The following is a 24,461-nucleotide window of genomic DNA, read 5'->3' on the forward strand; positions in this document are numbered from 1 at the left end:
TTCTTTGGCTCTTTATTATACTCTTCGCTCAATGATGAAACGGGCGAATTCGGCAATTAACTGGCTATTGTATGGTAATTTAGCCAGCGCTGATAGGGCGTCTTCAATCAAACTTTTTGCAGTCTCTTGTGCCCCGGATAAACCAAGTAGTTTCGGATAGGTACTTTTGTTCGACTCACAGTCCGATCCCTGGGGTTTCCCTAGCTCTTCTGTGCTGGCAATAATATCCAGTACATCATCTTGTACCTGAAAGGCGAGACCTATTGCATCGGCAAATGTTAACAGATGGCGAGCTTGTTCATCTGTGACCTTGGCAGCAATGATAGGTAATTCTACTGCGCAGCGAATTAACGCACCGGTTTTTAATCTGTGAAGTCGTTTTAATGTGTCGAGATCTATCTGCTTATCTGTGGCGTTAAGATCCATCGCCTGACCACCACACATGCCGCTGTAACCCGAGGCTTTGGCGAGAGCCCGTACCATGGCCAGTTGCTGCTCGGCGGTGAGTTCGCTCTCTTCTCGGCTGATGATTTCAAACGCCAGGGTTTGCAGGGCATCACCTGCCAGTATGGCCGTGGCTTCATTAAAGGCGATATGTACAGTCGGTTGACCGCGACGCAGGGCATCGTCATCCATGGCGGGGAGATCGTCATGGATCAAAGAGTAGGCATGAATACATTCGATGGCAGCGGCGCAGGCATCGAGTCTTTCCAGTGGCACATTAAGCATTTCGCCGATGGCATAGACCAGAAAAGGGCGGATACGCTTGCCGCCGATCAGGGCGCCATGTTTCATGGCGGCCTTCAGTTGTGGCTCAGTCTCGCCTTGTGCCTTGATAAAATGGCGCAGCTGTTCATCGACGCGCTGCTGGTATCGCGTTATCGCTTCGTTTAGCAATTATTCGCCCTCTGGCAGATAGGGTTGCAAGCTGGGTTGATCCTGTTCCTGGGTCAAGATGGAGACTTTCTGTTGGGCCTGTTCGAGTTTGCCTTGGCTATTTCTGACCAGATTGATGCCGCGTTCAAATTGTTTGAGGGCGTCGTCTAAAGCCACATCGCCTTGCTCTAAGCTGGTGACGATCTGTTCTAATTCTGTGAGCGACTCTTCGAAGGTCAGGTTTTCAGGTTTTTTGGCCACGGTGATTTTCCCAAGAATTTAGCGACAGACAAAGTATCTCAGTCGACCTTAGGGGTCAAATTGCGCTGTCGTATATTTGTGCAATAGCACGCTTTAAGGAGGTTTTTTTATAAAAAATTGAATTTGTAGCTAAACTTGCGTGTAAGCTGTCCGATAATTGAATTAGAACAATACTCAATTTTGTCAGATATTATATCGTAAACTCCCGCCTGCGGTTAGGTGAATTCATGTCTAATTGGCGACTTTTATGTCACCACCCAGCGCAAATGAGATGTCTTAGATTATAAGAGTGAGTAGAGTGGATATCCGTCTCGAGATGATTATGGTGTTGACTGAGAGCTTGGTCATTAGGCCGAGATATTAGCAATAGCCGATACTGTATAAGAGGAAGAGTTGTGGATTTAGCGACCCTGATAGGCCTAATTGGTGCGTTTGGTTTTATTATCGGAGCTATGATCGGTAGTGGCGGCATTGCCATATTTATCGATGTGAATTCAGTGCTAATCGTATTGATAGGCTCTTTGTTTGTGGTGATGATGAAATACAACCTCAAACAGTTCCTCGGTTCGGTCAAGATCGCGGCCAAAGCCTTTATGTTCAAGATAGATAAGCCGGATGAGCTGATCGAGCAGGCGGTCACTATGGCCGATGCCGCCCGTAAAGGGGGCTTTTTGGCCCTTGAGGAGGCGGAGATCAGCAACAGCTTTATGCAAAAAGCGGTCGACATGCTCGTCGATGGGCATGATGGTGACGTAGTACGTGAGGCGCTGGAAAAAGATATCGCCCTCACCGAAGAGCGCCATAAAACCGGAATCGGTATCTTTAAGGCGCTGGGGGATGTGGCGCCCGCCATGGGGATGATTGGTACCCTTATCGGTCTGGTGGCCATGTTGTCTAACATGGATGATCCTAAGTCGATTGGGCCTGCGATGGCGGTAGCCTTGTTGACGACTCTCTATGGTGCCATTCTTGCCAACATGGTGGCCTTGCCTATTGCCGACAAACTCACGCTACGCATGAGTGAAGAGATGCTTAATCGAAACCTTATTATGGATGCGGTTTTGGCTATTCAAGATGGCCAAAACCCAAGGGTCATCGAGGGATTCTTGAAGAATTACCTCTCGGAGAAACAGCGAGAGATAGACACGACGGACGGGGAATAGCCAGATGGCTAAGAAGGTCAAATGCGATTGCCCTCCAGCCGGGGCGCCTATGTGGTTGGCAACTTTTGCCGACCTCATGTCGCTGCTGATGTGTTTTTTCGTCTTGCTGCTCGCCTTCTCTGAGATGGACGTCATGAAGTTCAAGCAGATCGCCGGGTCGATGAAGTATGCCTTTGGGGTACAGAATAAGGTCGAAGTTAAAGACATTCCCAAGGGAACCTCGGTGATCGCACTGGAGTTTCGCCCTGGTAAACCAGAACCCACACCGATTGAGATCATTAACCAACAAACCAACGAGATGACTGAGCCCATCATTGAGGTGCAGGCCGGTGAAGATGATAGCGCCGGCGGCGTGCAGCAACAGCAGGGTGAGCAACGTGGTGGCGAGGCATCATCGACGGCTCAGGAAGAGTCTGACGCTGAAGCGCAGGCCAAGCAACAGCAGCAAGAGGCAGCATCACAGGATCAGATCAATGATCAGGTGAAAAAGATGGCCCAGGAGCTCAATAAGGAGATCGTCGATGGGGCGATCGAGATTGAATCTCTCGGGCAGCAGATCATTATTCGCATCCGAGAGAAAGGGGCTTTTTCATCGGGTTCAGGTTTCCTTCAGCCTAGGTTTAAGCCTGTAGTGCGTCGCGTGGGTGAGCTGCTCAAGGATGTGCCGGGGATCATTACCGTTTCGGGTCACACCGACGATATGAAGATCAGTAACGAGCTTTACAGTTCTAACTGGGATCTCTCCAGCAAGCGTGCTGTGGCCGTCGCCCATGAGCTGGTACGCGTTTCAGGGTTTGATCAGCAGCGTATGAAGGTTGTTGGCATGGCCAGTACCGCGCCGTTAGTGCCCAATGACTCCGCCGATAACCGCGCCCGCAACCGCCGAGTTGAAATTGCGATTGAGCAAGGCAAGGCGAAGGAGTCCGATGAGATCCTCGTTGGGCAGTAAAATGAAATAAAGCTCCATAATGAAAAAGTCCACTTAGGTGGACTTTTTGCATTTCCATTACTCAGGCTAGGCCCTATCCCTTGTGAGCTGGCAAGGCATCGCTGAATAAAAAGTGCTCACTTCTGCCTGACATGGCAGAAAATCCTTCCCGAGCCGCTGATTTATGGGCATTTGTGCAGTGGGCTTGGTATAATGGCAAGATTGCTGTTTAAATTTATTCCCTCGGAACGCCCATGAAATTTATCGTAAAACTGTTTCCTGAAATCATGATGAAAAGCAAACCGGTAAGAATGCGTTTTACCAAGATGCTTGAAACCAATATCCGCAATGTGCTGCGTAAGGTCGATGAAGAGGCCAAAGTACAGCGTCAGTGGGATAAGATCATGGTCAGGGTGCCAGAAGACAAACCAGAGATGATTGAGCGTTATGCCGAGCGTCTCGCCTGTATTCCAGGTATTGCCCATGTTCTGCAGGTGCGCGAGAGCACCTTCGAGTCAGTCGACGATATCTATCAGCAAACCTTGGCGCTTTATAAAGAGCAGTTAGCCGGTAAAACGTTTTGTGTGCGGGTTAAGCGTAGTGGCCAACACGATTTTAACTCGATAGAGGTTGAGCGTTATGTTGGTGGTGGGCTAAATCAGTTTACCGAAGCGGCTGGGGTTAGGCTTAAGAATCCCGATATGACGGTCAACCTTGAGATAGATAAGGAAAACCTTTATCTGGTTGAGAAGCGTATCCAAGGTCTGGGAGGCTTCCCGATGGCAACTCAGGAAGATGTATTGTCATTGATCTCTGGCGGCTTCGACTCTGGCGTTTCTAGTTTCCAGTTTATCAAGCGTGGTTCTCGTACCCATTACTGTTTCTTTAATCTGGGCGGCGACCAGCATGAGATTGGTGTGAAGCAGGTGGCCTATCATCTGTGGCAGAAGTATGGCGAGTCACACAAGGTGAAATTCATCTCAGTTCCCTTTGACCCTGTGGTGCAGGAGATCCTAGAGAAGGTCGATAACGGTCAGATGGGGGTTATCCTCAAGCGTATGATGATGCGTGCCGCCAGCCTTATCGCCGAGAAGATGGGTATTCAGGCCTTGGTGACGGGTGAAGCTATGGGGCAGGTCTCGAGTCAGACCCTGACCAATCTAAACGTGATTGACCGCAGCACAGATATGTTGATTCTGCGTCCGCTGATCGTGATGGATAAGCAAGACATCATTAATATAAGTCGCGAGATAGGTACTGAAGACTTTGCCAAGTCGATCCCTGAATATTGCGGTGTTATCTCGCAAAAGCCGACGGTGAAAGCTGTGATGGGTAAGATTCTCGCCGAGGAGGAGAAGTTCTCCGAAGACTTAATTGAGCGAGTAGTGGCTGCCGCCGAGGTGATTGATATTCGCGATATCGCTGCCAGCATGGATACTAAGATCACCGAGACTGAGACGGTTGATGCGGTGTCGGGCGGTGAAGTGGTGGTGGATATTCGCGCACCGGAAGAGGAAGAGCAGAGTCCGCTTGCCCTTGATGGCATAGAAGTAAAGTGTATTCCCTTCTTTAAGTTAGCGACTCAGTTTGCCGATCTGGACAAAGAGAAGACCTATCTGCTTTATTGCGATAGAGGCGTCATGAGCAAGCTACAGGCGCTTTACCTTCAAGAGCAGGGATATCACAACGTTAAGGTCTATCGTCCTGTATAGCGCTTTGTAGGTGTCAGTGTAGTGACGGGAACTAAGTGTTAAAGATAGAGGCTGCCAGTGGGCAGCCTTTTTTATGAGCGACTCTCACTATTACAGCTATAAATGCTTGGATTTATTGAGGGGCTGACGTAATTTAACTGGGCTGATGCCTCACTCGTGGGTAGTTGTTGTGGGTAATCATGGGCATAAAAAAGCCGCATCAAAGATGCGGCTTAATTGAAAAGGCTTTGAGATTATTCAGCGCGTTGAGCACTGATGCTGGTTTCTTGCTGCTCATCTTTTTGAGCGACCAGAATAGCGTTAAGGTCTTCGTTAAGATCTTGTTGCATCTGTTCTAAGCCTTCGGCCAGTTGTGCACTGATAGATGCATGCAGATCTGCGGTGTCGATAACTATCTCATCGGCGGTTGCAGCAGTTGATGCTGAGAGCAGTGCGATGGCAAATACAGTTTTAAAGTTAATCATAGTGGTCGCCTCCGGGCGGCATATCTTGGGGTGTCAGACACTCCCCATATACGTCGTCGAGGCTGTCTAACTATACTCATTTCGTTGGCGCAAAATTTAACCAAAAACCCTTCCCTTTACAAACGATAAAATGTAACAATACGGATTAGAAAAACTAATTAAAATGTGAGACAAGGATCACTATGTCGAGACGTTTACCTCCATTGAATGCAGTGAAGGCATTTGAAGCTGCTGCCCGTCACTTAAGCTTTACGCGCGCCGCGGAAGAACTTTTTGTGACACAGGCCGCGGTAAGTCATCAAATTAAAGCATTAGAAGAATATTTAGGGCTAAAACTTTTCCGTCGTAAGAACCGTTCCTTGCTATTGACCGAAGAGGGGCAGGGCTATTTTCTCGACATCAAAGATATTTTTGTTCAACTTGCTGATGCCACAGATAGATTATTGGCTCGAAGTGCCATCGGTTCACTAACGGTAAGCACTTCACCGAGTTTTGCTATTCAGTGGTTGGTGCCTCGTCTGGCTAATTTTAGTGAGAATAATCCCGATATCGATGTGCGTATCAAGGCGGTGGATGATGAAACCAGTAGCCTGACCGATGACGTAGACGTGGCCATCTATTACGGCATGGGCAACTGGCCTGGCGTGCGTGCCGATAAGCTAAGAAACGAGGTGTTGATCCCCGTTTGTTCTCCGCTTTTACTTAATGGACCTAAGCCTTTATCTGAGCCGAGCGACCTTAGACATCACACCTTATTGCACGATTCCAGCCGCCATGATTGGCAGGCTTGGTTTAGACAATGTGGGATTAATGATATTAATGTGAATCAGGGGCCTATCTTTAGTCACTCCTCCTTGGTGTTACAGGCTGCTGCTCATGGTCAGGGTGTCGCGCTGGGTTATAGTGTATTGGCCCGACCCGACATCAAGGCTGGACGCTTGGTCTGTCCTTTCCCCGAAGTGCTCGTTAGTAAAAACGCTTACTATCTAGTGTGTCAGCAGAATCATGCCGAGATAGGTAAGATCGTGGCCTTTAGAAAGTGGATGCTAGACATGTTTGAAGAGGAGTCTCGTAGCGAGTTGTTGCCGGGATAATCTATTGGCGGGCATTTAAGGTGCCTCGCCATTATTAAGGGATAAGATGAGTTTTACGCAAGTATTGAATGAACGGCTTGGCGCGGCCGAGTTACCGCCTAGCCAGTGTCTGTTTTCGGGCCCAATTAAGGCGCAACAACTCCAGAGCGATACCCTGGTGGTGTTGGCGCACGGGGCCGGGGCCAACATGGAGCACGACTTTATGGCGCAGATGGCCGCTAAGCTCGCAGAGCAGGGCGTGGCCGTGGTTAGGTTTAACTTTCCTTATATGCGCAATAATGCCATTGATGGCAAGCGCCGCCCGCCGGATCGCGCGCCTAAGCTATTAAAAGATTTCTCTGTGCATCTCGATACCCTGCGCCAGGTATATCAGCCCAAACGCTTAGTGGTCATGGGGAAATCCATGGGAGGACGTATGGCCACCATTCTGGGGGCTGAGATGCCACTCGATGGGGTGATCTGTCTAGGTTACCCCTTCGTGCCGCTTAAAGGGGGTAACCCCAGACTTGAGCCTATCGCCGAGTGCCAAGCACCGCTACTGATCCTTCAAGGTGAGCGGGATAAGTTTGGCGCCAAGGGGCAGGTGGAACCTTGGCTTGCCTCCTATAGTGCAAAACTTGAGTGGTTAGCCGATGGCGATCATAGTTTTCAACCAAGAAAGTCGTCAGGTACCAGTCTAGGCGCTAATCTGGATCTAGCTGTCTCACATAGTATCCATTTTATTAGGGGGTTAGATGCGTAAAGGGTTTTTATTGCTAGCAGCGCTAAGCGGTTTTTTAGCCGTTGCCTTAGGGGCTTTTGGTGCTCACGGACTCAAGCAGGTCACGACACCCGAGATGCTCGACATTTTTAACCTTGGGGTTGAGTATCAGTTTTATCATACCTTTGCCCTGATAGCCGTTGCCTTTAGTGGCCATTGGCTCAAGTCGCGTTTGATTGACTGGGCAGGTTATCTGTTTCTGTTGGGCATAGTACTGTTTTCCGGCTCGCTTTATCTCTATGTGCTGGTCGGCAGTAAGTGGACGGGCCCGGTAACGCCTATTGGAGGCGTTTGCTTCCTGGTCGGCTGGTTGTTTATTGCGGTGGCCGTGTGGCGTAATCGCGTAGTGGAGCTGGATGATTAGCCTGTGGCTAAAGCATTAAGATAATCGTATTCATTTTCGAGAAAGTGTAGAATGGCGGCCAATTGTGTGGGTCGCCATTTTTTATTCAGGAAGTTCTGATGATAAACCTATTTTTATATTGCCGTGCCGGCTACGAGAAAGACTGCGCCGCCGAGATTCAAGAGCGGGCCGCGGAGCTGAATATTGGCGGCTTTGTAAAGACAAACCGTAACGATGGTTATGTGATCTTCCAGTGTTTTCAAGTGGGAGATGCGGATCTCTTGGCGGAGAAGCTTGAGCTGGACTCTTTGATCTTTACCCGCCAGATGTTTGCCGCCAATGAGCTGCTAAAGGACCTTCCTGAGGGTGATCGGGTGACGCCTATCGTCGAAGCGCTGGCGAAGGTACATAAGGCGGGTGAACTGAGGGTTGAGACGCCTGATACTAATGAGGCCAAAGAGCTCTCCACTTTCTGCCGTAAATTTACCGTGCCTTTGAGACAGGCACTGAAACGCAGCGGCGCCCTGCTTGAGAAAGAAAACCCTAAGCGACCCATTATCCATGTCTGCTTTGTTGGCCCGGGAACCGCTTATGTGGGTTATTCGCTTAGTCATAACAGTTCGCCCTATTTTATGGGGATCCCGAGACTCAAGATGGCTAGCGATGCGCCGAGTCGCTCGACGCTCAAGTTGGATGAAGCCTTTATCCACTTCATTCCTAAGTCAGAACAGGAACAGCGCCTGCGCAGTGGTATGAACTCGGTGGATCTCGGTGCCTGCCCTGGTGGCTGGACCTATCAGTTGGTGCGTCGCGGTATGTTTGTGGCGGCGGTTGATAACGGCCCCATGGCGCAGAATTTGATGGATACCGGTCAGGTGAGACACTATCAGGCCGATGGATTCCGTTTCGAGCCGCCAAAGAAGAATATCTACTGGCTGGTGTGCGACATGGTTGAGAAGCCTTCGCGTGTGGCCGAGCTGATGGAGGCCTGGGCGATTAACGGCTGGTTTAAGGAAGCGATCTTTAACCTTAAGCTGCCGATGAAGAGCCGTTATAAAGAGGTGTCGACCATCTTAGCAACCATGAAAGAGGTGCTGAGGGAAAATGGCATCGATGACTTCCACCTAGCCTGTAAGCATCTTTACCACGACAGAGACGAAGTGACTGTGCATCTCTGGTTGCGCCCAGGTGTAGGTTTTAATTTCGGTTAACTTTGCTCAGCGTGCTAGCTAAATGTGCTAAGTGTGTAAACATATTTCAGGACGAGACAAACAGCTAATAAAAAGCCCCGCGTTAAGCGGGGCTTTTTTGTCACTGATTGACCTTCAGGTGTCGATTACAGACGTTCGATAACCGCCTGAGTAAAGTCAGTCGTACCATGAGTACCGCCCAAGTCGCGGGTAGTACGGTCGCCTTCTTCGATAACGGCTGAAACCGCGTTACGAATAGCTTGTGCCTTGTCTGACATACCTAAGTATTCCAGCATCTGAATCGATGCCAGGATCACTGAGGTGGGGTTCGCCAGGTTCTTACCTGCGATATCTGGCGCACTGCCGTGAACCGCTTCGAAGATCGCTGCGTTTTTACCTATGTTGGCACCCGGTGCCATCCCCAGGCCGCCAACCAGACCGGCGCAAAGATCCGATAGGATATCGCCAAACAGGTTAGTGGTTACGATCACGTCGAAGTTTTCTGGGTTCATCACCAGTTTCATACAGGTCGCGTCGACAATCATCTCTTCAGTGGTGATGTCTGGGTAACGCTGGCTTACTTCGCGAGCCACTTTCAGGAACAGGCCTGAAGTTGACTTCATGATGTTAGCCTTGTGTACGATAGTGACCTTCTTACGACCCTCTTTACGCGCTAGCTCGTAGGCGAAGGTAGTGATCTGCTCTGCGCCCTGACGGGTGATGATACTGGTGGCTTCGGCGGTGGCACCGTCTTCAGAAACCGTTTGGCCTAAGCCTGAGTACATCCCCTCGGTGTTTTCACGTACCGTGATGATATCGATATTGTCGTAACGAGCCTGAGTACCTTTAAAAGACAATACAGGGCGTACGTTTGCGTAAAGGCTGAATTTTTTACGTAAAGTGACGTTGATTGAGGTAAAGCCTTCGCCAACAGGGGTGGTTAGCGGCCCTTTTAGGGTGATACGGTTCTTTTCAATCAGGTCTAGTGTGCGTTGGGGTAGAAGTTCACCTTGCTTCTCAAGTGCGGCTAGGCCAGCATCGGCGAACTCGTATTCGAAATCACATCCGGCTTTATCTAAGATCTTGATTGCTGAGTCGATTATGCTCGGGCCAATCCCATCACCTGGGATAACGGTAATTGTTCTTTTTGACATGGAGAGTCCTTCCACGGTTGGTCGTTACTGCTATTGTCTGACCATGTCGAAAGACACGGTTTTATGACTATGAATTTTTAGAATCTTATCGGCTTTATTTTAACTACTTTCGCGCAAATTTTACAGGAAATAGTGAGCAATCTCACGTTTTTTTGTGTAGGCTAACTTGCAATAATAGAGGCTAATCACGATGATTGATCCTTAAGCGTTAAAAAAGTCTACTTTAGTCTAACGTCCGTTAATAACAAGTTAAAACGAGGAAGACCTTGAAGCCATTACCAACCCTATCTTTGTTATGTGCCAGTCTTTTTTCTTGCGCCGCATTTAGCGCCGATGTGACACCCGATGTCATCATGAAATTCGAATCCCTCAATAAACCTGTCCTGTCGGCAAAAGGCAATGCTTTCGCCGTAGAGGTAAGCCCTGATAGAGGCGATAGCCATGGCTTGGTGAAACGTCTCGATGCAGACACTAGCTTTAGTGTGGCAGGTGGTAGCAAACCTATTATCAGCCACGATGGTCGTTTCGCCGCTTTCACCTTGGCGCCTAGTCTACTTGAGCAGGAAAAAGCCACGCCCAAGGCGCGCAAAAAACTGAAGTCAGGCGTTGTCTTAGTCGACACTCAAACGGGTAAAGAGACTCGCTATGACAAGGTAAAGCAGTTTGCCTTTAATGAAAGGGGGAGTCATTTGGCCATCTGGTATGAGGCGGGTGAAGAGGCCGATAACGACGCGGATGATGACGGGCAAAGTAGCGATAAGAACAGTAAGCCTAAGGCATCTGAGACAGAGAAGCCGTCAAAGGTCGACAAGTTTGATGAAGGGCGGACCTTAGAGCTGGTCAACCTAAAGACCGGCAGCAGTGAAAAGTTAGCCCATGTTACGGCTTACTATTTTGACAAAGTGGGTCATTCCCTAGTGGTTGCGCAAAATGATGCGGCCAACAATCTGCACAGGGTTCAGCGCCTGGACCTCAATAGTGGCGACTTGCAGGTGGTTTCGGGATATGTGGATCAGCAGATCGGCGCTGTGTCGGTCAGTGAAGATGGTAAATATATCGCCTACACCTATGGCAAGGCAGCTGATGCGCCTTGGGGGCGTGAATATCACCTAGCCTTGTATCAGACGGCAGATGAGACGCTGCACCAGGTGGCTAACACCAAGGAGTGGACCTTAAATCGTTACAGCGAGCTGACTTTCTCAGACGACAGCAAGCGACTCTTTTTCGGCCGTGTGCCTGAGGTGAGCCAGCAGCTTGAGTTGCCTAAGGTGACCAAGAGAGAAGATCTTTATGACAACCAAGTGATCACCGGACAGCGTGAGCTGAGGGTTTGGCATGGTGATGACCCGCGCATTAAGCCTAACGAGGTAAAACAGTACAAGAAGGAGCTTAAACGCACCTATTTGGCTGTGCTGCATCTGGGCTCCAAGCAAGTGGTGCAACTGGCCGATCAGACGGTGCCTGATATCGAGTTAGGTCAACAGCAGCGCTTCGTGCTAGCCAGCACTGATGTGCCATATCTAAAGATGATCACTTGGGCGGGTTTCTACCGCGATTACTATTTGGTGGATCTCAATACGGGACGCAAGCAGGCGTTCTTGATCCAGCAACCTGTAGGTCAAAAGCCATCGCTATCACCTAACGAGCGATTCGTCGCCTATTACCAGCAGGGTAATATTTTCCTTTATCAGATCGCCCAGGATAGTCGGGTTAAACTGACTAAAGACTTTAAGACGCCATTTGCTGACGAAGACCATGACTACCCTTCGGCAGCACCAGGTTATGGTCTGGGGCCTTGGCTTGAAGATGGTTCGGCGTTTCTTGCCTATGATAAGTACGATATCTGGCAGTTCAATACCGACTCTTTCGATGCGTTTCGCATAACCGCAGCCAAGGGACGTAAGACGCAGATCCAGTATCGTGTCACAGGTCTGCTAGAAAGAGAGGACAAGCCGGATCTGCTTAAGGAAAACCAAACCTTGCTGCTTCACGGCTACAACGAGCGCACCAAGGGTGATGGGTTCTATGAAGCCAAGGTAGGCGTCTCTGGCGTTAAGCCTTTGATGGAAGGCGATTACAAGCTTAAATTGTTGGCCCGCGCCGAACAGAGCGATGCCATTCTCTTTTCCAAAGAGCGTTATGATCTCTACCCAGATCTTTACGCCAGTAAGTTGTTGAGTCCGCAGCAGGCAAAGCGTCAGACACGTTTAGACGATCAGAAACGTCAGCTTGATTGGGGCAAGGCCGAGTTGGTGCATTGGACAAATGGTGACGGTAAGCCACTCGATGGTGTGTTAATTAAGCCATCTAATTATGTGGCGGGTAAACGCTATCCTGTGCTGGTTTATTTCTATCGCTTTATGAGTGACAGGCTGCACGCCTTCCCTGATATGAAGCTTAACCACAGACCTAACTTTGCCTGGTATGCCGATAATGGTTATGCCATCTTCTTGCCCGATATTCGCTTTGAGGTAGGTTACCCTGGCGCCAGCTCAGTGCAGGCCTTGACCTCTGGTGTGCAGAAGTTGATTGATATGGGCATTGCTGATGCCGATGCCGTGGGTATTCAGGGGCACTCATGGGGTGGTTATCAGACAGCCTTTGCCGTCACTCAGACCTCTATCTTCAAGGCGGCAGTTACCGGTGCACCTGTATCTAACATGACCAGCGCCTACAGTGGTATTCGTCACGGTACTGGTCTGGCACGTCAGTTCCAGTATGAAACGGGTCAGAGCCGTATCGGTGAGAGTCTGTTTAAGGCGCCGCAGAAATATATCGAAAACTCACCCGTTTTCTATGTTGAGCGCATTAAGACACCTATGATGATCATGTTTGGTGATAAAGATGATGCCGTGCCTTGGGAGCAGGGCGTTGAGCTGTACCTAGCGATGCGCCGCGCGGGTAAGGATGTGGTGTTCCTGCAGTACCAGGATGAACCTCATCATCTGAAGAAGTACCCAAACAAGCTCGACTATAGCCTGCGTATGATGCAATACTTTGAGCATTATTTGAAAGGCAAGCCAGCGCCTAAATGGCTCTCTGAAGGAGAGGCCTATCAGGAGTATAAGAAGGCGGGTTAACCTCTTCTCGATACATCAAGCCGGGCAAGTGCCCGGCTTTTTTGTGCGAAGAAATGGTTGGTTTGGTCAGGAGATAGCGAATTTATGGAGAAGCATATGACAGGAGAGGATCGCCGAGGCGCCAGGGTAAAAGTGCCGCCACCGTTAATTTTTCTGGTTGCCATGGGGGCTGGTTACGCCTTGGAGCGGATCTGTCCACTAGCGCTAACACCTCATCCGGTTGGCCAGGTCGGCGGCGGGCTAATCTTGCTGGCTACTTGCCTGGTGTTATTACATATCATGTTGATCTTTAAGCGGCGTCAGACGGCAATCGAGCCGTGGAAGCCCACGAAACACATCATCACCTCTGGCTATTACGCTTATAGCCGCAACCCCATCTATGTGGCTTTTTGTGGCTTTCCTGTGGGGCTGGGGATCATGCTGGGATCCCCCTGGCTATTGCTCAGCACCTTGCCTGCCTGCGCGGCAGTCTATTGGCTGGCTATTCGTCGTGAAGAGGCTTATCTGTTGGCTAAATTTCCCAAGGAGTATGGTGCGTATCAACAGAGGGTGAGGCGCTGGTTATAACAGCGCCATTTCGAGGTGTAGTGCTCAGCCGCCGATGGGAGAGTTGAGATATTGCTGGTAAGTATCTTGTCCCCAGGCGATTAGCTTATTATTTTTAAACAGCAGCGGCGTACATTCATCTCGGGTGGTTTCACCATCAGATTTGCTGTGGTGGGTACGATAGAACAGCACCTGTAGTGTGTCGTTGTTACTGCTTTTGGCCTCGGAAAAGTCAGCCTTACCCAAGAGGGTCTTTATCTGCTCTATGGGTTGGCCTATAGATAACTCGGTGAGTTTTGCATTGTTGTAGGCTTGCCTGTCCTCCCAATCCATATCATCAGGTGTTGGCTCATAAACCAGCACCACGACGGCGACAAAGGCAAGATAGGCCGCAAAGATAGTGCCTATGATCACTGGGACTTTAGATTTCATATTTCGTAGAGGTCCTTCCATGTAGCGTGCGCATCTGCAGTGAATAATCCACCGCAACATATTGGTTACAATATAAAGCAGATGAAAAACGTATGGTAGTACCGTTTTCGCTTGTGATGGCCTGAAAGCCAAGAAATAAGTAACCGAATGTTTACGCCTGAGTCGGTTGTTCTGCCCTGAAATTCGCCAGGCGGGTGTTTAGGGGGATATCGGTTTGCAGTTGCACCAGCTTGTAGCTCAGCCTGGCCATTGACCTGCCGGCTTCGAGTTTCTTAGCCTGTTTGGCGCCAATCTTATCGAGAGAGGCATACACATTGGCCAAAGTTCGAAAGGTTTTGAGTAGTTCACAGGCCGATTTGGGACCTATTCCGGGTATGCCGGGGATCTTATTGCCGCTGTCGCCAGCCATGGCAAGATAATCGATGAACTGACTGCGGTCGACGCCCAATTGCTGCTCGCGATCTTCGATAGTGATCTGTTGCTGGTTAAAGTAGTCCCATAGGCTGATGCCAGGGCCGAGCAACTGGGTGAAGCCTTTATCGGTGGAGATGATAAGCGCTTTCCCCTTAGCTTTAACCGTCTTACTGGCCAGGGTTGCAATCACATCATCGGCTTCGGCATTGGCATCGATGGAGTGAAATCCTCGCTGCGCCAGATGCTCCTTTAGATTAGGTAGGGCATCGCTTAAGGCCGTGGGCATCGGCTTGCGGCCTTTCTTATAATCTTGATATAGCTGTTTACGCCAGGAGATGGCATCGCCGTCCCATACGAGGGCTACATGTGTGGGTTGATGTTTGGCCATGAGTTTACGACAGGCAGATGTCACGCGCTCTGGTAGTCCATTGACATCATTTTCATCGGGCTGGGCGGCGTGTATGCGCCGCACCAGGTTGAGTCCATCTATGATTAAAAATCGATTCATCGTCTATCTAGCGTTAAGTTAAGTGGCGATTCGGTAGCAGGGCACATATTCGCTGCCGGGCAGCTTCATACGTTGCTGACTGACGAAAGCCTGTAATAGGGTGTCCATCAATCTCATTAACTCTTTGTCGCCTCTGAGCTCGAAGGGGCCTAAACGCTCTATCTCTCTCATGGTATCCATCTTGACGTTACCCGCGACTATACCAGAAAAAGCACGTCTCAGGTTGGCGGCCAGCTCAGCCTTGTTGTGCTGAAAGTAGAGATTGAGATTGCCCATGATCTCATGATCTGGGGTAAAGGGCAGCTGAAATTCAGGTTCTATCTTGAGTGACCAGTTGTATTGATAGGAATCGCCAGTATCTCTACGGTGTTGCTTAATCACAGTCATACCATGGCTCATGATCCGCGCAACGCGCACAGGATCGTCGATAACGATTTCATACTTGTTTTGTGCTTCTTCGCCCAGGGTCGCGCCAATAAACTCATCTATCTTAATAAAGTATTCGGCGCTGTCTCTCGGGCCTGTGAGCACCAAGGGGAACGGAATGTTGGCGTTCTCTTTGCAAAGTAAGATCCCCAGCAGATAGAGTAGCTCCTCCGCAGTACCCGCGCCGCCGGGGAAGATCACTATGCCATGACCTAAGCGCACGAATGCCTCGAGGCGCTTTTCGATATCTGGCAATATCACCAGCTCATTGACGATCTGATTGGGAGGCTCGGCGGCAATAATGCTGGGCTCAGTTAAACCGATATAACGCGCAGTGCGTACCCTTTGTTTGGCATGACCAATGGTGGCGCCTTTCATCGGCCCCTCCATGGCGCCGGGTCCACAGCCGGTGCAGATATCCATGCTGCGTAGTCCCAACTCATAACCCACTTCGCGGGTGTATTGATACTCTGTTGAATTGATACTGTGCCCCCCCCAACAGACCACTATGTTAGGCTCTTGGCGAGGAATAACCTGAGCGTTACGCAAGATATCGAACACCACATTGGTGATATGGTTAGAGTTGGTTAAATTGATATTTTTGAGGTTGTCGTAGCGATCGCTGATATAGACGATATCCCTCAGCACGGCAAAAAGATGCTCTTGAATGCCAGCAATGATATTGCCATCGACAAAGGCCGCTTCGGGCGGGTTAACCAGTTCAATTTTGATGCCGCGTTCACGTCGCAGTACATTGATATTAAAATTGCGGTACTGCTCAAATAAACTGCAAGCGTCATCGCTCTCTAATCCAGAGGCGAGCACTGCCAAAGAGCAGTTGCGAAAGAGTTGGTAGAGTTCACTACTGGCATTTTGCTTGAGGCGATCGACTTCCAACTGGGAAAGTTGATCCATGCTGCCTCTGGGACTGATATTGACGATCATGGCGACTCCTTAGCAGTAGACGCAAGCCATGACACCCGGGGAAAGGATGAAATACCCAGGTTGCCCTGGGTTAGGCGTCAATAATCACTCTGTCTCTGCTTTCATGTTTGGCCTTGTAGAGTGCTGCGTCGGCGCGTTCGAAGGTTTCGCTTATCTGTTCGTTTTCAAGAATTTGTGCAGCACCTATTGATACTGTAACTGTAATTCTCTGATTTTTAAATTTAAAAGGAATATTTTTTACTTTCTCACGTACGCGGTTCAACAGGTGCTCAATATCGCTGGCCGAGACGTCAGGGATAAGTAGCACAAACTCTTCGCCGCCATAGCGAGCCACAAACTCAGATTCACGCAGCGAGTTCTTTAGCGCCATGGCAATCACCTGCAGCGTCTTATCGCCAGTGCTGTGACCAAAGTTATCATTGATCGATTTGAAGTGATCTATGTCTGCCACGGCGACCCAGAGTGGATGACGATGGCGCTGGTAGTTGCGGAACTCCTGTTCCATACGCTCTTCCAGCGCCGCACGATTGGGCAGCTGGGTCAGGGTATCGAGCAGGTTGAGCTTTTGCTGTTCAAACAGGCGCTCTTTGTAGGCGTTGGCTTCTTTACTCAGCTCGTTAAGCTCATCGCGCATGGTTTCCATCGACTTGCGCAGCATCGCCTGTTCACGTTGTTCAAGCGCTTCTTTACGTCCTAGCGCGGTGCGAATCGAGGCGAGCTGTTCGGTGACCTGTAACTTGAGTTGGCCGAGATCGTCAATGTCGATAATGGCATCACCAACGTTATCGACGCGCGAGTTGATCTCGCGGTTGAGCTGTTTCTTGAGCTGATAGCTGCGCTGGTTGCTGTTATAGGAGTCGTTGACCACCTCACGCACCGCAGAGAGGGCATCATTGAGCGCGTAGAGAAATTCCTGTGAGGCACTTTTTTCTAGGGCGATATTTTCCAGCAGCAGTGAGAGTATGGTCTGGTAGGCATCTATTAGCCCATCAACATCAATCTCGGCGGCCAGATAATCTTTGATCACTAACACCTGATCGCGCTGATCTTTACGAAACTCGATCTCTGAGATCATCTGCGCCAACTCATGAGCCTGCTGTCTGTGCTTGGGTAGTACGACTAACTTATCGCCCTGGTTGAGCTGCTCATTCATGATGGCTTCGAAAAAGCCAACCAGCCGCTCTACTTTGGGGAAATAATCCCAATAGGTATGAAATGGCTTACTGAGATCTTGCTTATAATAGGCGAGCTCTTTTTTGAGTTTTTCCGGTACAGAGTCGACACGCTGTAGCTGACGAATCACCTTAGAGAGACTGGTCCGCCCCTCTTCGAGCTGACTTATTACATGGTGGTATTGCTGCTTGAGAAGTTGCTCCACCTCGAGCAGATCGGGTAATGCTTCATCGATATGTTCGATAGTGCTCAGGTTGTGGCGTAGCTTGGCCAGCTTGTTGTCGAGTTCAATGCTTTGACCCTTACAGGCCAGGCTAAGGTGACCAATAAATTGCAATAGCGAGTTTTGGCTTTGGGCTTTTTGCTCGGTGAGTTCAGCTAATGCAGATTTGGCAGAATGAAGTTTCTGCTGAAGGAGTGATACCTTGGAAAGGCTTGTCATCGCGTCTTTCATTCTAGACCTTGTAAATAAGCTTCAGCGTAGGTTGAAAGTTGAAACTTCTATTTGGTAATGCGCATAGAAGTCGCCGAATTATTTTACCATTGGCTAATAGAGACCTGTATGACTTCAATGGTATCCGATCCAATAGGTTATGCAAATAAACGTTAGAGGGTATGTGACCCACGCAGGATAGTTTCGTTAAATTATATCTACAGCTCATTATTTGCTCCCTGCCATTTGGGCCATTGGATGAGGGCCTTGTTCTCGTTGCTTTCGACCTTAACCAAGCCTCGGCCAATTCCTTTTTCCAAGTGTAAGTATAGCGGGTTAGACAAAATTGCAGCAGGAGCAAAATTAAGTGGCGTAATGGTGACATAACAATCTTTGTGTTTACCTAGACTCATTGCGCCTGCGACCAGCATCTGTAGTACGTTAAAATAGGTCTCAGGTGTCACTTTTATGTCGGGATTGCTTAGTAAAGGCACCTTGATAACGCCCAGGCTGAATTGAACTGATTGCATCTGAGGCTGTTCATCCAATACTGTTCGAATCTGTTCCAGCAAGGCCTCTGGTGACTTGAACTGTTTGAGGCTGATCAGCAGATGTCCTGGGCGGATTAAGAAGGTCTCCCCGTCTAAGCTGTGGCTCAGGTTATCCATTAACCCTGCCGTGGTCTCCAAGTAGATGTCACTGCCTAGAGTGAGATCTTGTTTATAGCCGCCATCGAGAGAGATAAGAGCTAGCTGCACCGTTTCCTTACTGTGGGCAAAATGTTCGATAAAGCCGTTATAACCGGGCAGCTGAGTCATTGGCTCCTGCTTCACTTTTTGCTTCAGTGTGGCCAACTCCTGTTTCAGTTTGGCTTTGCCGCGCCATTGGTTGAAGCCCACCAGCGCCAGTAGCAAACTGATGATAAAGGTGAGGCTCGCTGCTAGTCTGGATTGATGGTTCTGCTTCTCTTGCGCTTTAGCTTCTGATTGCAGTTGGTTCAACTGCAACTTGAGTTTCTGCTCTGCCAGCACGCTAGGGTTATAGTCGGAAGGCGGGGCGCTGTTTGTGACGAGTTCTTGGCTGAGGTTGCTTAACTGATCCAGAGCATCGAGGGCTTTTTCGATATCGCCAAGCTCCTTTAGGGCGCGCGTCTTATACTGTAATGCCTCGAACATCTGTTCGGGGAGTTGCTTTTCTTGCGCCAACACGAAAGCTTTGGAGGCATAGGCATTAACCATGCTCCAATCACCTAATTTAGTGGCGACTTGGGCGATCAGCAGATCGTTATAGATAAGGTAATGATTGCTCTTTTTTTGTAAGAAGAGGCCGTTGGCCTTGAGCAGGTTAGTCAGCGCTCTTTTAGGCTCATTATTGTTAAAGTAGGCCTCGCCTAAGTTGTGCAAGTTCAGCGCTTGGGCGGTGAGATTGCCGCGTCTGACATCTATCTGTTGGGCGTTGAGGTAATAATCGATCGCCTGGTTCCACAGTTGCTGCTCACCATAGACCATAGCGATCACCGTCATGGCGCTGGAGAGGAAGTTGTCTTTACCTATCAAAGTAAATCCATCTGCGGCTTTATGAGCATAGGTGAGGGCTTCGTCCCAAGACTTAAGATCTCTGTATACCCTTGCTAAGCGCAGCGACAAGATGGCATTTAAGAAGGGCTTGTCTAAACCTTCGGCTAGACGAATCGCCTCAGTATAATGCTGTAGTGCCTTGGCATATTGCTCCTCGCTGTTGTAATAGCGGCCGAGTGTCGCCTCAGCCTTGGCAATCAAATAATCGTCTCTTAGTTGGTAAGCGAGTTCACGGTATTGATTCAAGTGAGTGAGAGCCGCGCTTTTTTGCAGAGTAATACGATAAACGTCTCCCAATTGGTATTGAATACTGTGTAATAACAGTTGAGTCGGGAGATCTTCGCTCTGTTTTAACTGCTCCAGAGCCTGTTGATAGTAGATGATTGCTTGCTGATAATCTTGCTTGTCTCGACCGGCCTTTCTGCCCTCTAGCATTAATAGGTAGGCCTTGTCGTAGGCGGTATCGGCGATGCTCCTTAGTTGGGTCATGATGCGCTGCGCCTGCTCTAGCGCATTGTCTGCTCCGATGCCTGGCTCCAGATAGACTCGTGCAAGCCATTGCAGTTGCTGCTCTAACTCTTCTGGGCTGTAGCCTTGGGCCTCTGCCAGTCGGTTAAACTCTATCTCATTGGTAAAATCAATCGGGAAGGAGAGGCTGGCACTGATCTCTTGATAAAATTCAGCTGCCGATTCTTTAAATTTGACCTCTTTGCTGATCAATTGGCTGAAGGCCGCGTTGGCCGTGGCTGAGTAGCAAAAAAACAACACAAGGCTATAGAGAAAAATGCGCATTTTGTAGCATCACCGAGCCGCAGGCGGGCATATTATGTTTTTAGAATTCTGTCCGCAGTGGCGGGGTAAATCGGGTTATACTGACGAACTTCACATAACAACTATGATAACAGAAGGAAGCCAGAGTGAAACTAGCTGTACCCTTGATTTTGATTTTTAGTCCTTTTTTCCTATCTCAAGCCCACGCAGATGTTAATTATAAGATCGATCTGACGACACCAGACCATCACCTGGCCAAGGTGGAAGTTGCGTTTCCCGCCTCTAACGCCAAGCAGCTTAAGATCAATCTCCCTGTATGGCGCACCGGCAAATATCAGGTATTACCATTAGCCGATGCCATTCGTCATTTTAAGGCTGAGGATGATTCAGGTAAGGCGCTCGAGTGGCAGCGCACCGCGAGCGGCGAATGGCAGGTCAATCTCCTTGAGCCCACTCGGGTTAAGGTTTCTTACCAAGTCTATGCCAACACATTGGGTCAACGTGTGACGCATATCGATAGCAGCCATGCCTATTTAGATGCCAGCGGGGTGTTTGTTTACAGCCCTGAATTTCGCGACCAGCAGGTTAAGGTGTCGCTAGAAGTGCCTGAACAATGGCGTAGCTACTCAGGTATGGACGCAATCGGCCCACATAGCTTTAGCGCTGACAATTATGATGTGTTGGTGGATTCCCCCATAGAGACGGGAATTAACCAACATAGACGTTTTTCAGCTGATGGCCGCGACTATGAGTTAGTCGTTTGGGGAGAGGGCAACTATGATATCGACAAGATGGTTGAGGATCTCACTAGGCTCAGCGGACAGGCAAAGGCTATTTGGGATGGTTATCCTTTTGAGCGATATGTATACATGGTACATGCAACGAGTGGGGCAAGCGGCGCGACAGAGCACCTTAATTCAACCGTTATCCAGCGGCCCCGTTTCAGCTTTCGTGAGCGCAAAGATTACTTAGGTTTTATCAAGACCGCCTCCCATGAATTTATTCATACCTGGAATGTGAAGGCTTATCGTCCTCAGGGATTGGTGCCCTATGATTATCAGGATGAGGGGATCACCGAGCTGCTGTGGATTGCCGAAGGCTCGACCAGCTATTTTCAGAGTCAGTTGCTCCTGCGTGCAGGCGTTATCACGCCGAAAGAATTTTTAGAGGATCTGGCCAAACGCATCGGCCGTAACGAACAGACTCCTGGGCGCGAGGTGCAAGCGATTGCCGAGGCGAGTGCCGGTCAGTGGGTGAGTGGTGGCGGAGATTATGCCCGAAATCACAGCAGCAATATCTATTCGGAGGGCTATTTGACCTCATTGGCGCTGGACTTCAGCCTACTGAGCGAGACTCAACTAAAGGCATCCTACCGGGATCTGCATGCTAAGTTGTACCAAGAGTACAGGCTACCGGCCGGTTACCGCGTTGCCGATGTGCAGCAACTGCTCGCTGACTTGTCCGGCAAAGATTATGCTGACTGGTGGCAGCGCCATGTCAATCAGCCCCTGGCGCTAGATTTTGACGCCTTGTTGGCAAAGGCGGGTCTGCAGCGAGACTATGGCAAAGAGAATAAGGCGATTGCCGATGCAGGCATGGAGATCGCCGGCAGCTTGCGCCTGAGTCATGTGAGGCGTGAAGGCCCGGCGTGGCGTGCTGGCATAGTGGCGGGCGATGAGCTGGTGGCGATTAATGGCCTTAAGGTGACTGCCAAGGGGTTTGAGGCGCGTATTAAAGACTTTAAGCCGGGCGACACTATCCGTGTGACCCTGTTTAGCAATGACACCCTGAAAGAGGTTTCCTTAACCTTAGGCCAGCAACCGAGTGAGAAGCTAAAACTGACCAGTGTAGATAAGCCTAACCGTCAACAAAAAGCCTTCTTCAAGGCTTGGCTTGGCATTGACTGGCCCTTTGATGCGTCGGGCAAGTTGCAAGATTAAGTCGGCGAGAATAATAAAAAACCACCCATTCGGGTGGTTTTTTATTGCCTTACTGTGGAAAGCAAAGCTTGATATGGCTGGCTTACAGACTATCTTCCAGGCCGCCAAGCACTTCAACTAGCGAGTTCATCAAGGCGATCAGTTCGCTGCCCATCAGGGCAAAGTCGGCATCGAGACGGGCGAGTGGGTCTTCGTTACCCACTTCGTCATTGTGAGCCCTAAACTCTTCGGAGAACTTAAGGCGTTTGATGCCAGCATCTGATTGCAGCACGAAGGCGATAGACTGACCGAAATGCAGCGCCAGTTTGTGAACCTGTTTGCCTACCTCGATATGTGCAAGCACCTCGTTTTCGGTCAGGTCTTGTTGCTTAAAGCGCACTATGCCGCCTTCATCAGAATCAGACTTGAGCTCGGCTTCATCTTGCATCTCAAAAGGGGCTGGCGTGCTGTTGCTCTTAAGCCACTCGGTCATCTGGCTCTCGATAGGCGTCTTGAAGCTCATAGGGATCACAGGTAGCGAACCTAAGGCTTTACGCAGCAGAGCCAGCAGTTCTTCTGCTTTAGTAGCGCTGGATGAGTCGACTAAGATCATCTCGATTTCAGGCAGGATCAGCGCGTGGATCTGGCTACGACGAGAGAAGGCGCGTGGCAGCAGGGTAGTGGTGATCTCATCCTTAAGGGCGTCTTTCTCTTTCTTAGCCAGTTTGCGGCTTTCTTCGGCTTCGATCTGCGCTACTTTTTCATCTAAGGCTTCTTTGATCACCTGTGATGGCAGGATCTTTTCCTCTTTCGTGGCACAGATAAGATGTCTGTTTTCGGCGCTGTGTACTAAGGTGTGGCCGAGTTTGCCCAGTGCCTTTGAAAAGCCAAATTTGCTGATGTCCTGGCTGGAACAGGGAGAAAAGGTAAAGTCTTCCAGGGACTTCTCTAGCGCTTCGGTATCGACAGAGAAAGGTTTATTAAAACGATATACAGTAAGATTCTTAAACCACATGATAGGCGCTCAATCAAAAATAAAGCCGCAGTGTAAGCCATTGCGCCGCGCGGGTAAACCGCTAACATTTTTCGCCAAAATGTCACAAAAAACGCCCAGGTGACATAATTCATTAAACTGTAATATTTCTAATCATTGCTCTGAAGTGCCCATGGTTGCTGGGGTTGCCGCTAGCGGGCCTCGTTGACTTCTATTCAATTACTCAGTCGCTAAATACTTGAAATAAAACTGCAACATAAAAATTGCAAACTTTCGGCCGTCCAAACCAATAACCAAGACGAACAAACGTCGAAAGGATTAAATGATGAACGTTTTTTGTAAAACACTACTCGCTTCTGCGCTAGCTACTGCCACTCTTGCTTCTGCACACGCTGCAGATCCTTTGACTGTTTACGGCAAACTAAACGTAACGGCTCAATCCAACGATGTAGATGGTGATGCAACGACGACTATTCAGAGCAACGCTTCTCGCTTTGGCGTGAAGGGGGCTTTCGAGCTAAGCAGCTCGCTGGAAGCTTTCTACACTGTTGAGTATGAAGTGGACACTGGTGATGACGTTAAGGAAAACTTCAAGGCTCGTAACCAGTTCGTTGGTGTAAAAGGTAACTTCGGTGCTGTTTCTATTGGCCGTAATGACACCATGCTTAAGATTTCACAAGGTAAAGTTGATCAGTTCAACGACCTGTCTGGTGACCTGAAAAACCTGTTCAAGGGTGAAAACCGCATTGAACAAACAGCGACTTACATGACGCCTAATTGGAGTGGTTTCAAGTTAGGTGTGACCTATGCTGCTGAAGGCGCAAGCTCACAGTATGGACAAGACGGTTTCAGTGTTGCTGCAATGTACGGTGATGCCAAGCTGAAAAAGACCCCAGTATTTGCCTCTATTGCCTATGATGCTGACGTTAAAGGCTACGAAGTTGTTCGTGCCACCATTCAAGGTAAGGTTGCAGGCCTGAAGCTTGGCGGTATGTACCAGCAGCAGGAAGAGACTTATAAGAAAGATGGTACTGAGGTTGTCGGTGCAGACAGCAAGACGGGTTACCTGTTTAGCGCATCTTACACAATTGATGCGGCAGTATTAAAAGGTCAGTATCAAGACATGGAAGATAAAGGTGATTCTTGGTCAGTCGGTATTGATTATAAGCTAGGTAAGCCAACTAAAGTGCTGGCATTCTACACTAACCGTGATTTTGAAGGTGATGACACTACCGATAAGTTCTTTGGCGTAGGTCTAGAACACAAGTTCTAAATTATTGATAAATCAGAGTCACCCG

Annotated in this window: 21 protein-coding genes; 11 read left to right on the forward strand and 10 right to left on the reverse strand. The window is 49.3% G+C overall.

The features are described 5' to 3' along the window. Positions 1-15: 15 nt before the first annotated feature. Positions 16-897 carry a (2E,6E)-farnesyl diphosphate synthase gene (gene ispA, locus CFF01_RS05545; RefSeq protein ID WP_088904136.1) on the reverse strand — a complete coding sequence of 294 codons (882 nt, stop codon included), beginning with the start codon at positions 895-897 and terminating at the stop codon, positions 16-18. After that, entirely contained in the window at positions 898-1,137 is a 240-nt protein-coding gene (gene xseB / locus CFF01_RS05550) for an exodeoxyribonuclease VII small subunit (RefSeq protein ID WP_033537461.1), read from the reverse strand. Between the two features lie 395 nt (positions 1,138-1,532). Between xseB and pomA the strand changes: the two genes are divergently transcribed. The 3 genes from pomA (at position 1,533) to thiI (ending at position 4,940) form a co-directional block, all read left to right on the forward strand. Continuing rightward, entirely contained in the window at positions 1,533-2,300 is a 768-nt protein-coding gene (gene pomA, locus CFF01_RS05555; protein WP_033537462.1) for a flagellar motor protein PomA, read from the forward strand. A 4-nt stretch (positions 2,301-2,304) separates the two neighbouring features. Next, positions 2,305-3,249, forward strand: a complete 945-nt coding sequence (locus tag CFF01_RS05560; protein WP_088904137.1) for a flagellar motor protein MotB — start codon at positions 2,305-2,307, stop codon at positions 3,247-3,249. Positions 3,250-3,482: 233 nt separating this feature from the next. Then, a complete protein-coding gene (gene thiI, locus CFF01_RS05565; RefSeq protein ID WP_033537464.1) occupies positions 3,483-4,940 on the forward strand; it encodes a tRNA uracil 4-sulfurtransferase ThiI in 1,458 nt (485 codons plus the stop codon). Positions 4,941-5,173: 233 nt separating this feature from the next. On the opposite strand, the gene CFF01_RS05570 is transcribed toward thiI, so the two are convergent. Next, positions 5,174-5,404, reverse strand: coding sequence for a hypothetical protein (locus CFF01_RS05570; protein ID WP_033537465.1), 231 nt, complete (start codon positions 5,402-5,404; stop codon positions 5,174-5,176). Positions 5,405-5,586: 182 nt separating this feature from the next. Between CFF01_RS05570 and CFF01_RS05575 the strand changes: the two genes are divergently transcribed. From CFF01_RS05575 to rlmM, 4 genes are all read left to right on the forward strand, one after another. After that, the gene (locus CFF01_RS05575; RefSeq protein ID WP_033537466.1) at positions 5,587-6,498 is read left to right on the forward strand and encodes a transcriptional regulator GcvA; all 912 of its coding nucleotides are present in this window, start codon (positions 5,587-5,589) and stop codon (positions 6,496-6,498) included. Between the two features lie 46 nt (positions 6,499-6,544). Next, a complete protein-coding gene (locus CFF01_RS05580) occupies positions 6,545-7,240 on the forward strand; it encodes an alpha/beta fold hydrolase (RefSeq protein ID WP_088904138.1) in 696 nt (231 codons plus the stop codon). Then, positions 7,233-7,622 (forward strand): DUF423 domain-containing protein, encoded by a 390-nt coding sequence (locus tag CFF01_RS05585; protein ID WP_088904139.1) that lies wholly within the window; start codon positions 7,233-7,235, stop codon positions 7,620-7,622. The genes CFF01_RS05580 and CFF01_RS05585 overlap by 8 nt, the downstream gene beginning before the upstream one ends. 98 nt (positions 7,623-7,720) lie before the next feature. After that, positions 7,721-8,812: a 23S rRNA (cytidine(2498)-2'-O)-methyltransferase RlmM gene (gene rlmM / locus CFF01_RS05590; RefSeq protein ID WP_088904140.1), complete on the forward strand. Its 1,092-nt coding sequence runs from the start codon at positions 7,721-7,723 to the stop codon at positions 8,810-8,812. Between the two features lie 125 nt (positions 8,813-8,937). Here the strand turns inward: rlmM and CFF01_RS05595 are convergent, their stop codons facing one another. Continuing rightward, positions 8,938-9,945, reverse strand: a complete 1,008-nt coding sequence (locus CFF01_RS05595) for an isocitrate dehydrogenase (RefSeq protein ID WP_033537469.1) — start codon at positions 9,943-9,945, stop codon at positions 8,938-8,940. Positions 9,946-10,211: 266 nt separating this feature from the next. On the opposite strand from CFF01_RS05595, the gene CFF01_RS05600 reads away from it, so the two are divergent. Both CFF01_RS05600 and CFF01_RS05605 read left to right on the forward strand, forming a co-directional pair. Beyond that, entirely contained in the window at positions 10,212-13,025 is a 2,814-nt protein-coding gene (locus CFF01_RS05600; RefSeq protein ID WP_088904141.1) for a S9 family peptidase, read from the forward strand. A 96-nt stretch (positions 13,026-13,121) separates the two neighbouring features. Further along, complete coding sequence (locus CFF01_RS05605; protein ID WP_232479512.1) at positions 13,122-13,592, forward strand: methyltransferase family protein; 471 nt, start codon at positions 13,122-13,124, stop codon at positions 13,590-13,592. A 24-nt stretch (positions 13,593-13,616) separates the two neighbouring features. Here the strand turns inward: CFF01_RS05605 and CFF01_RS05610 are convergent, their stop codons facing one another. The 5 genes from CFF01_RS05610 to CFF01_RS05630 all read right to left on the reverse strand — a co-directional run bounded on the left by CFF01_RS05610 (position 13,617) and on the right by CFF01_RS05630 (position 20,271). Next, a complete protein-coding gene (locus CFF01_RS05610) occupies positions 13,617-14,003 on the reverse strand; it encodes a DUF3192 domain-containing protein (RefSeq protein ID WP_033537472.1) in 387 nt (128 codons plus the stop codon). A gap of 151 nt (positions 14,004-14,154) precedes the next feature. Beyond that, a complete protein-coding gene (xni, locus tag CFF01_RS05615; protein WP_088904143.1) occupies positions 14,155-14,925 on the reverse strand; it encodes a flap endonuclease Xni in 771 nt (256 codons plus the stop codon). Positions 14,926-14,943: 18 nt separating this feature from the next. Then, on the reverse strand, positions 14,944-16,296 hold the full coding sequence (gene ppnN / locus CFF01_RS05620; RefSeq protein ID WP_033537474.1) for a nucleotide 5'-monophosphate nucleosidase PpnN: 1,353 nt from the start codon (positions 16,294-16,296) through the stop codon (positions 14,944-14,946). 70 nt (positions 16,297-16,366) lie between these two features. Next, positions 16,367-17,923, reverse strand: a complete 1,557-nt coding sequence (locus tag CFF01_RS05625; RefSeq protein ID WP_033537475.1) for a GGDEF domain-containing protein — start codon at positions 17,921-17,923, stop codon at positions 16,367-16,369. A gap of 197 nt (positions 17,924-18,120) precedes the next feature. Next, positions 18,121-20,271: a tetratricopeptide repeat protein gene (locus CFF01_RS05630; protein WP_088904144.1), complete on the reverse strand. Its 2,151-nt coding sequence runs from the start codon at positions 20,269-20,271 to the stop codon at positions 18,121-18,123. A 125-nt stretch (positions 20,272-20,396) separates the two neighbouring features. On the opposite strand from CFF01_RS05630, the gene CFF01_RS05635 reads away from it, so the two are divergent. Further along, complete coding sequence (locus tag CFF01_RS05635; RefSeq protein ID WP_088904145.1) at positions 20,397-22,190, forward strand: M61 family metallopeptidase; 1,794 nt, start codon at positions 20,397-20,399, stop codon at positions 22,188-22,190. An 82-nt stretch (positions 22,191-22,272) separates the two neighbouring features. Here the strand turns inward: CFF01_RS05635 and rdgC are convergent, their stop codons facing one another. After that, entirely contained in the window at positions 22,273-23,184 is a 912-nt protein-coding gene (gene rdgC / locus CFF01_RS05640; protein WP_088904146.1) for a recombination-associated protein RdgC, read from the reverse strand. 301 nt (positions 23,185-23,485) lie between these two features. Here rdgC and CFF01_RS05645 point away from each other — a divergent pair, with 301 nt between their 5' ends. Further along, complete coding sequence (locus CFF01_RS05645; RefSeq protein ID WP_033537479.1) at positions 23,486-24,436, forward strand: porin; 951 nt, start codon at positions 23,486-23,488, stop codon at positions 24,434-24,436. Positions 24,437-24,461: the final 25 nt, after the last annotated feature.

The sequence above is a fragment of the Shewanella marisflavi genome, from assembly GCF_002215585.1.
Taxonomy (GTDB): Bacteria; Pseudomonadota; Gammaproteobacteria; order Enterobacterales; family Shewanellaceae; genus Shewanella; species Shewanella marisflavi.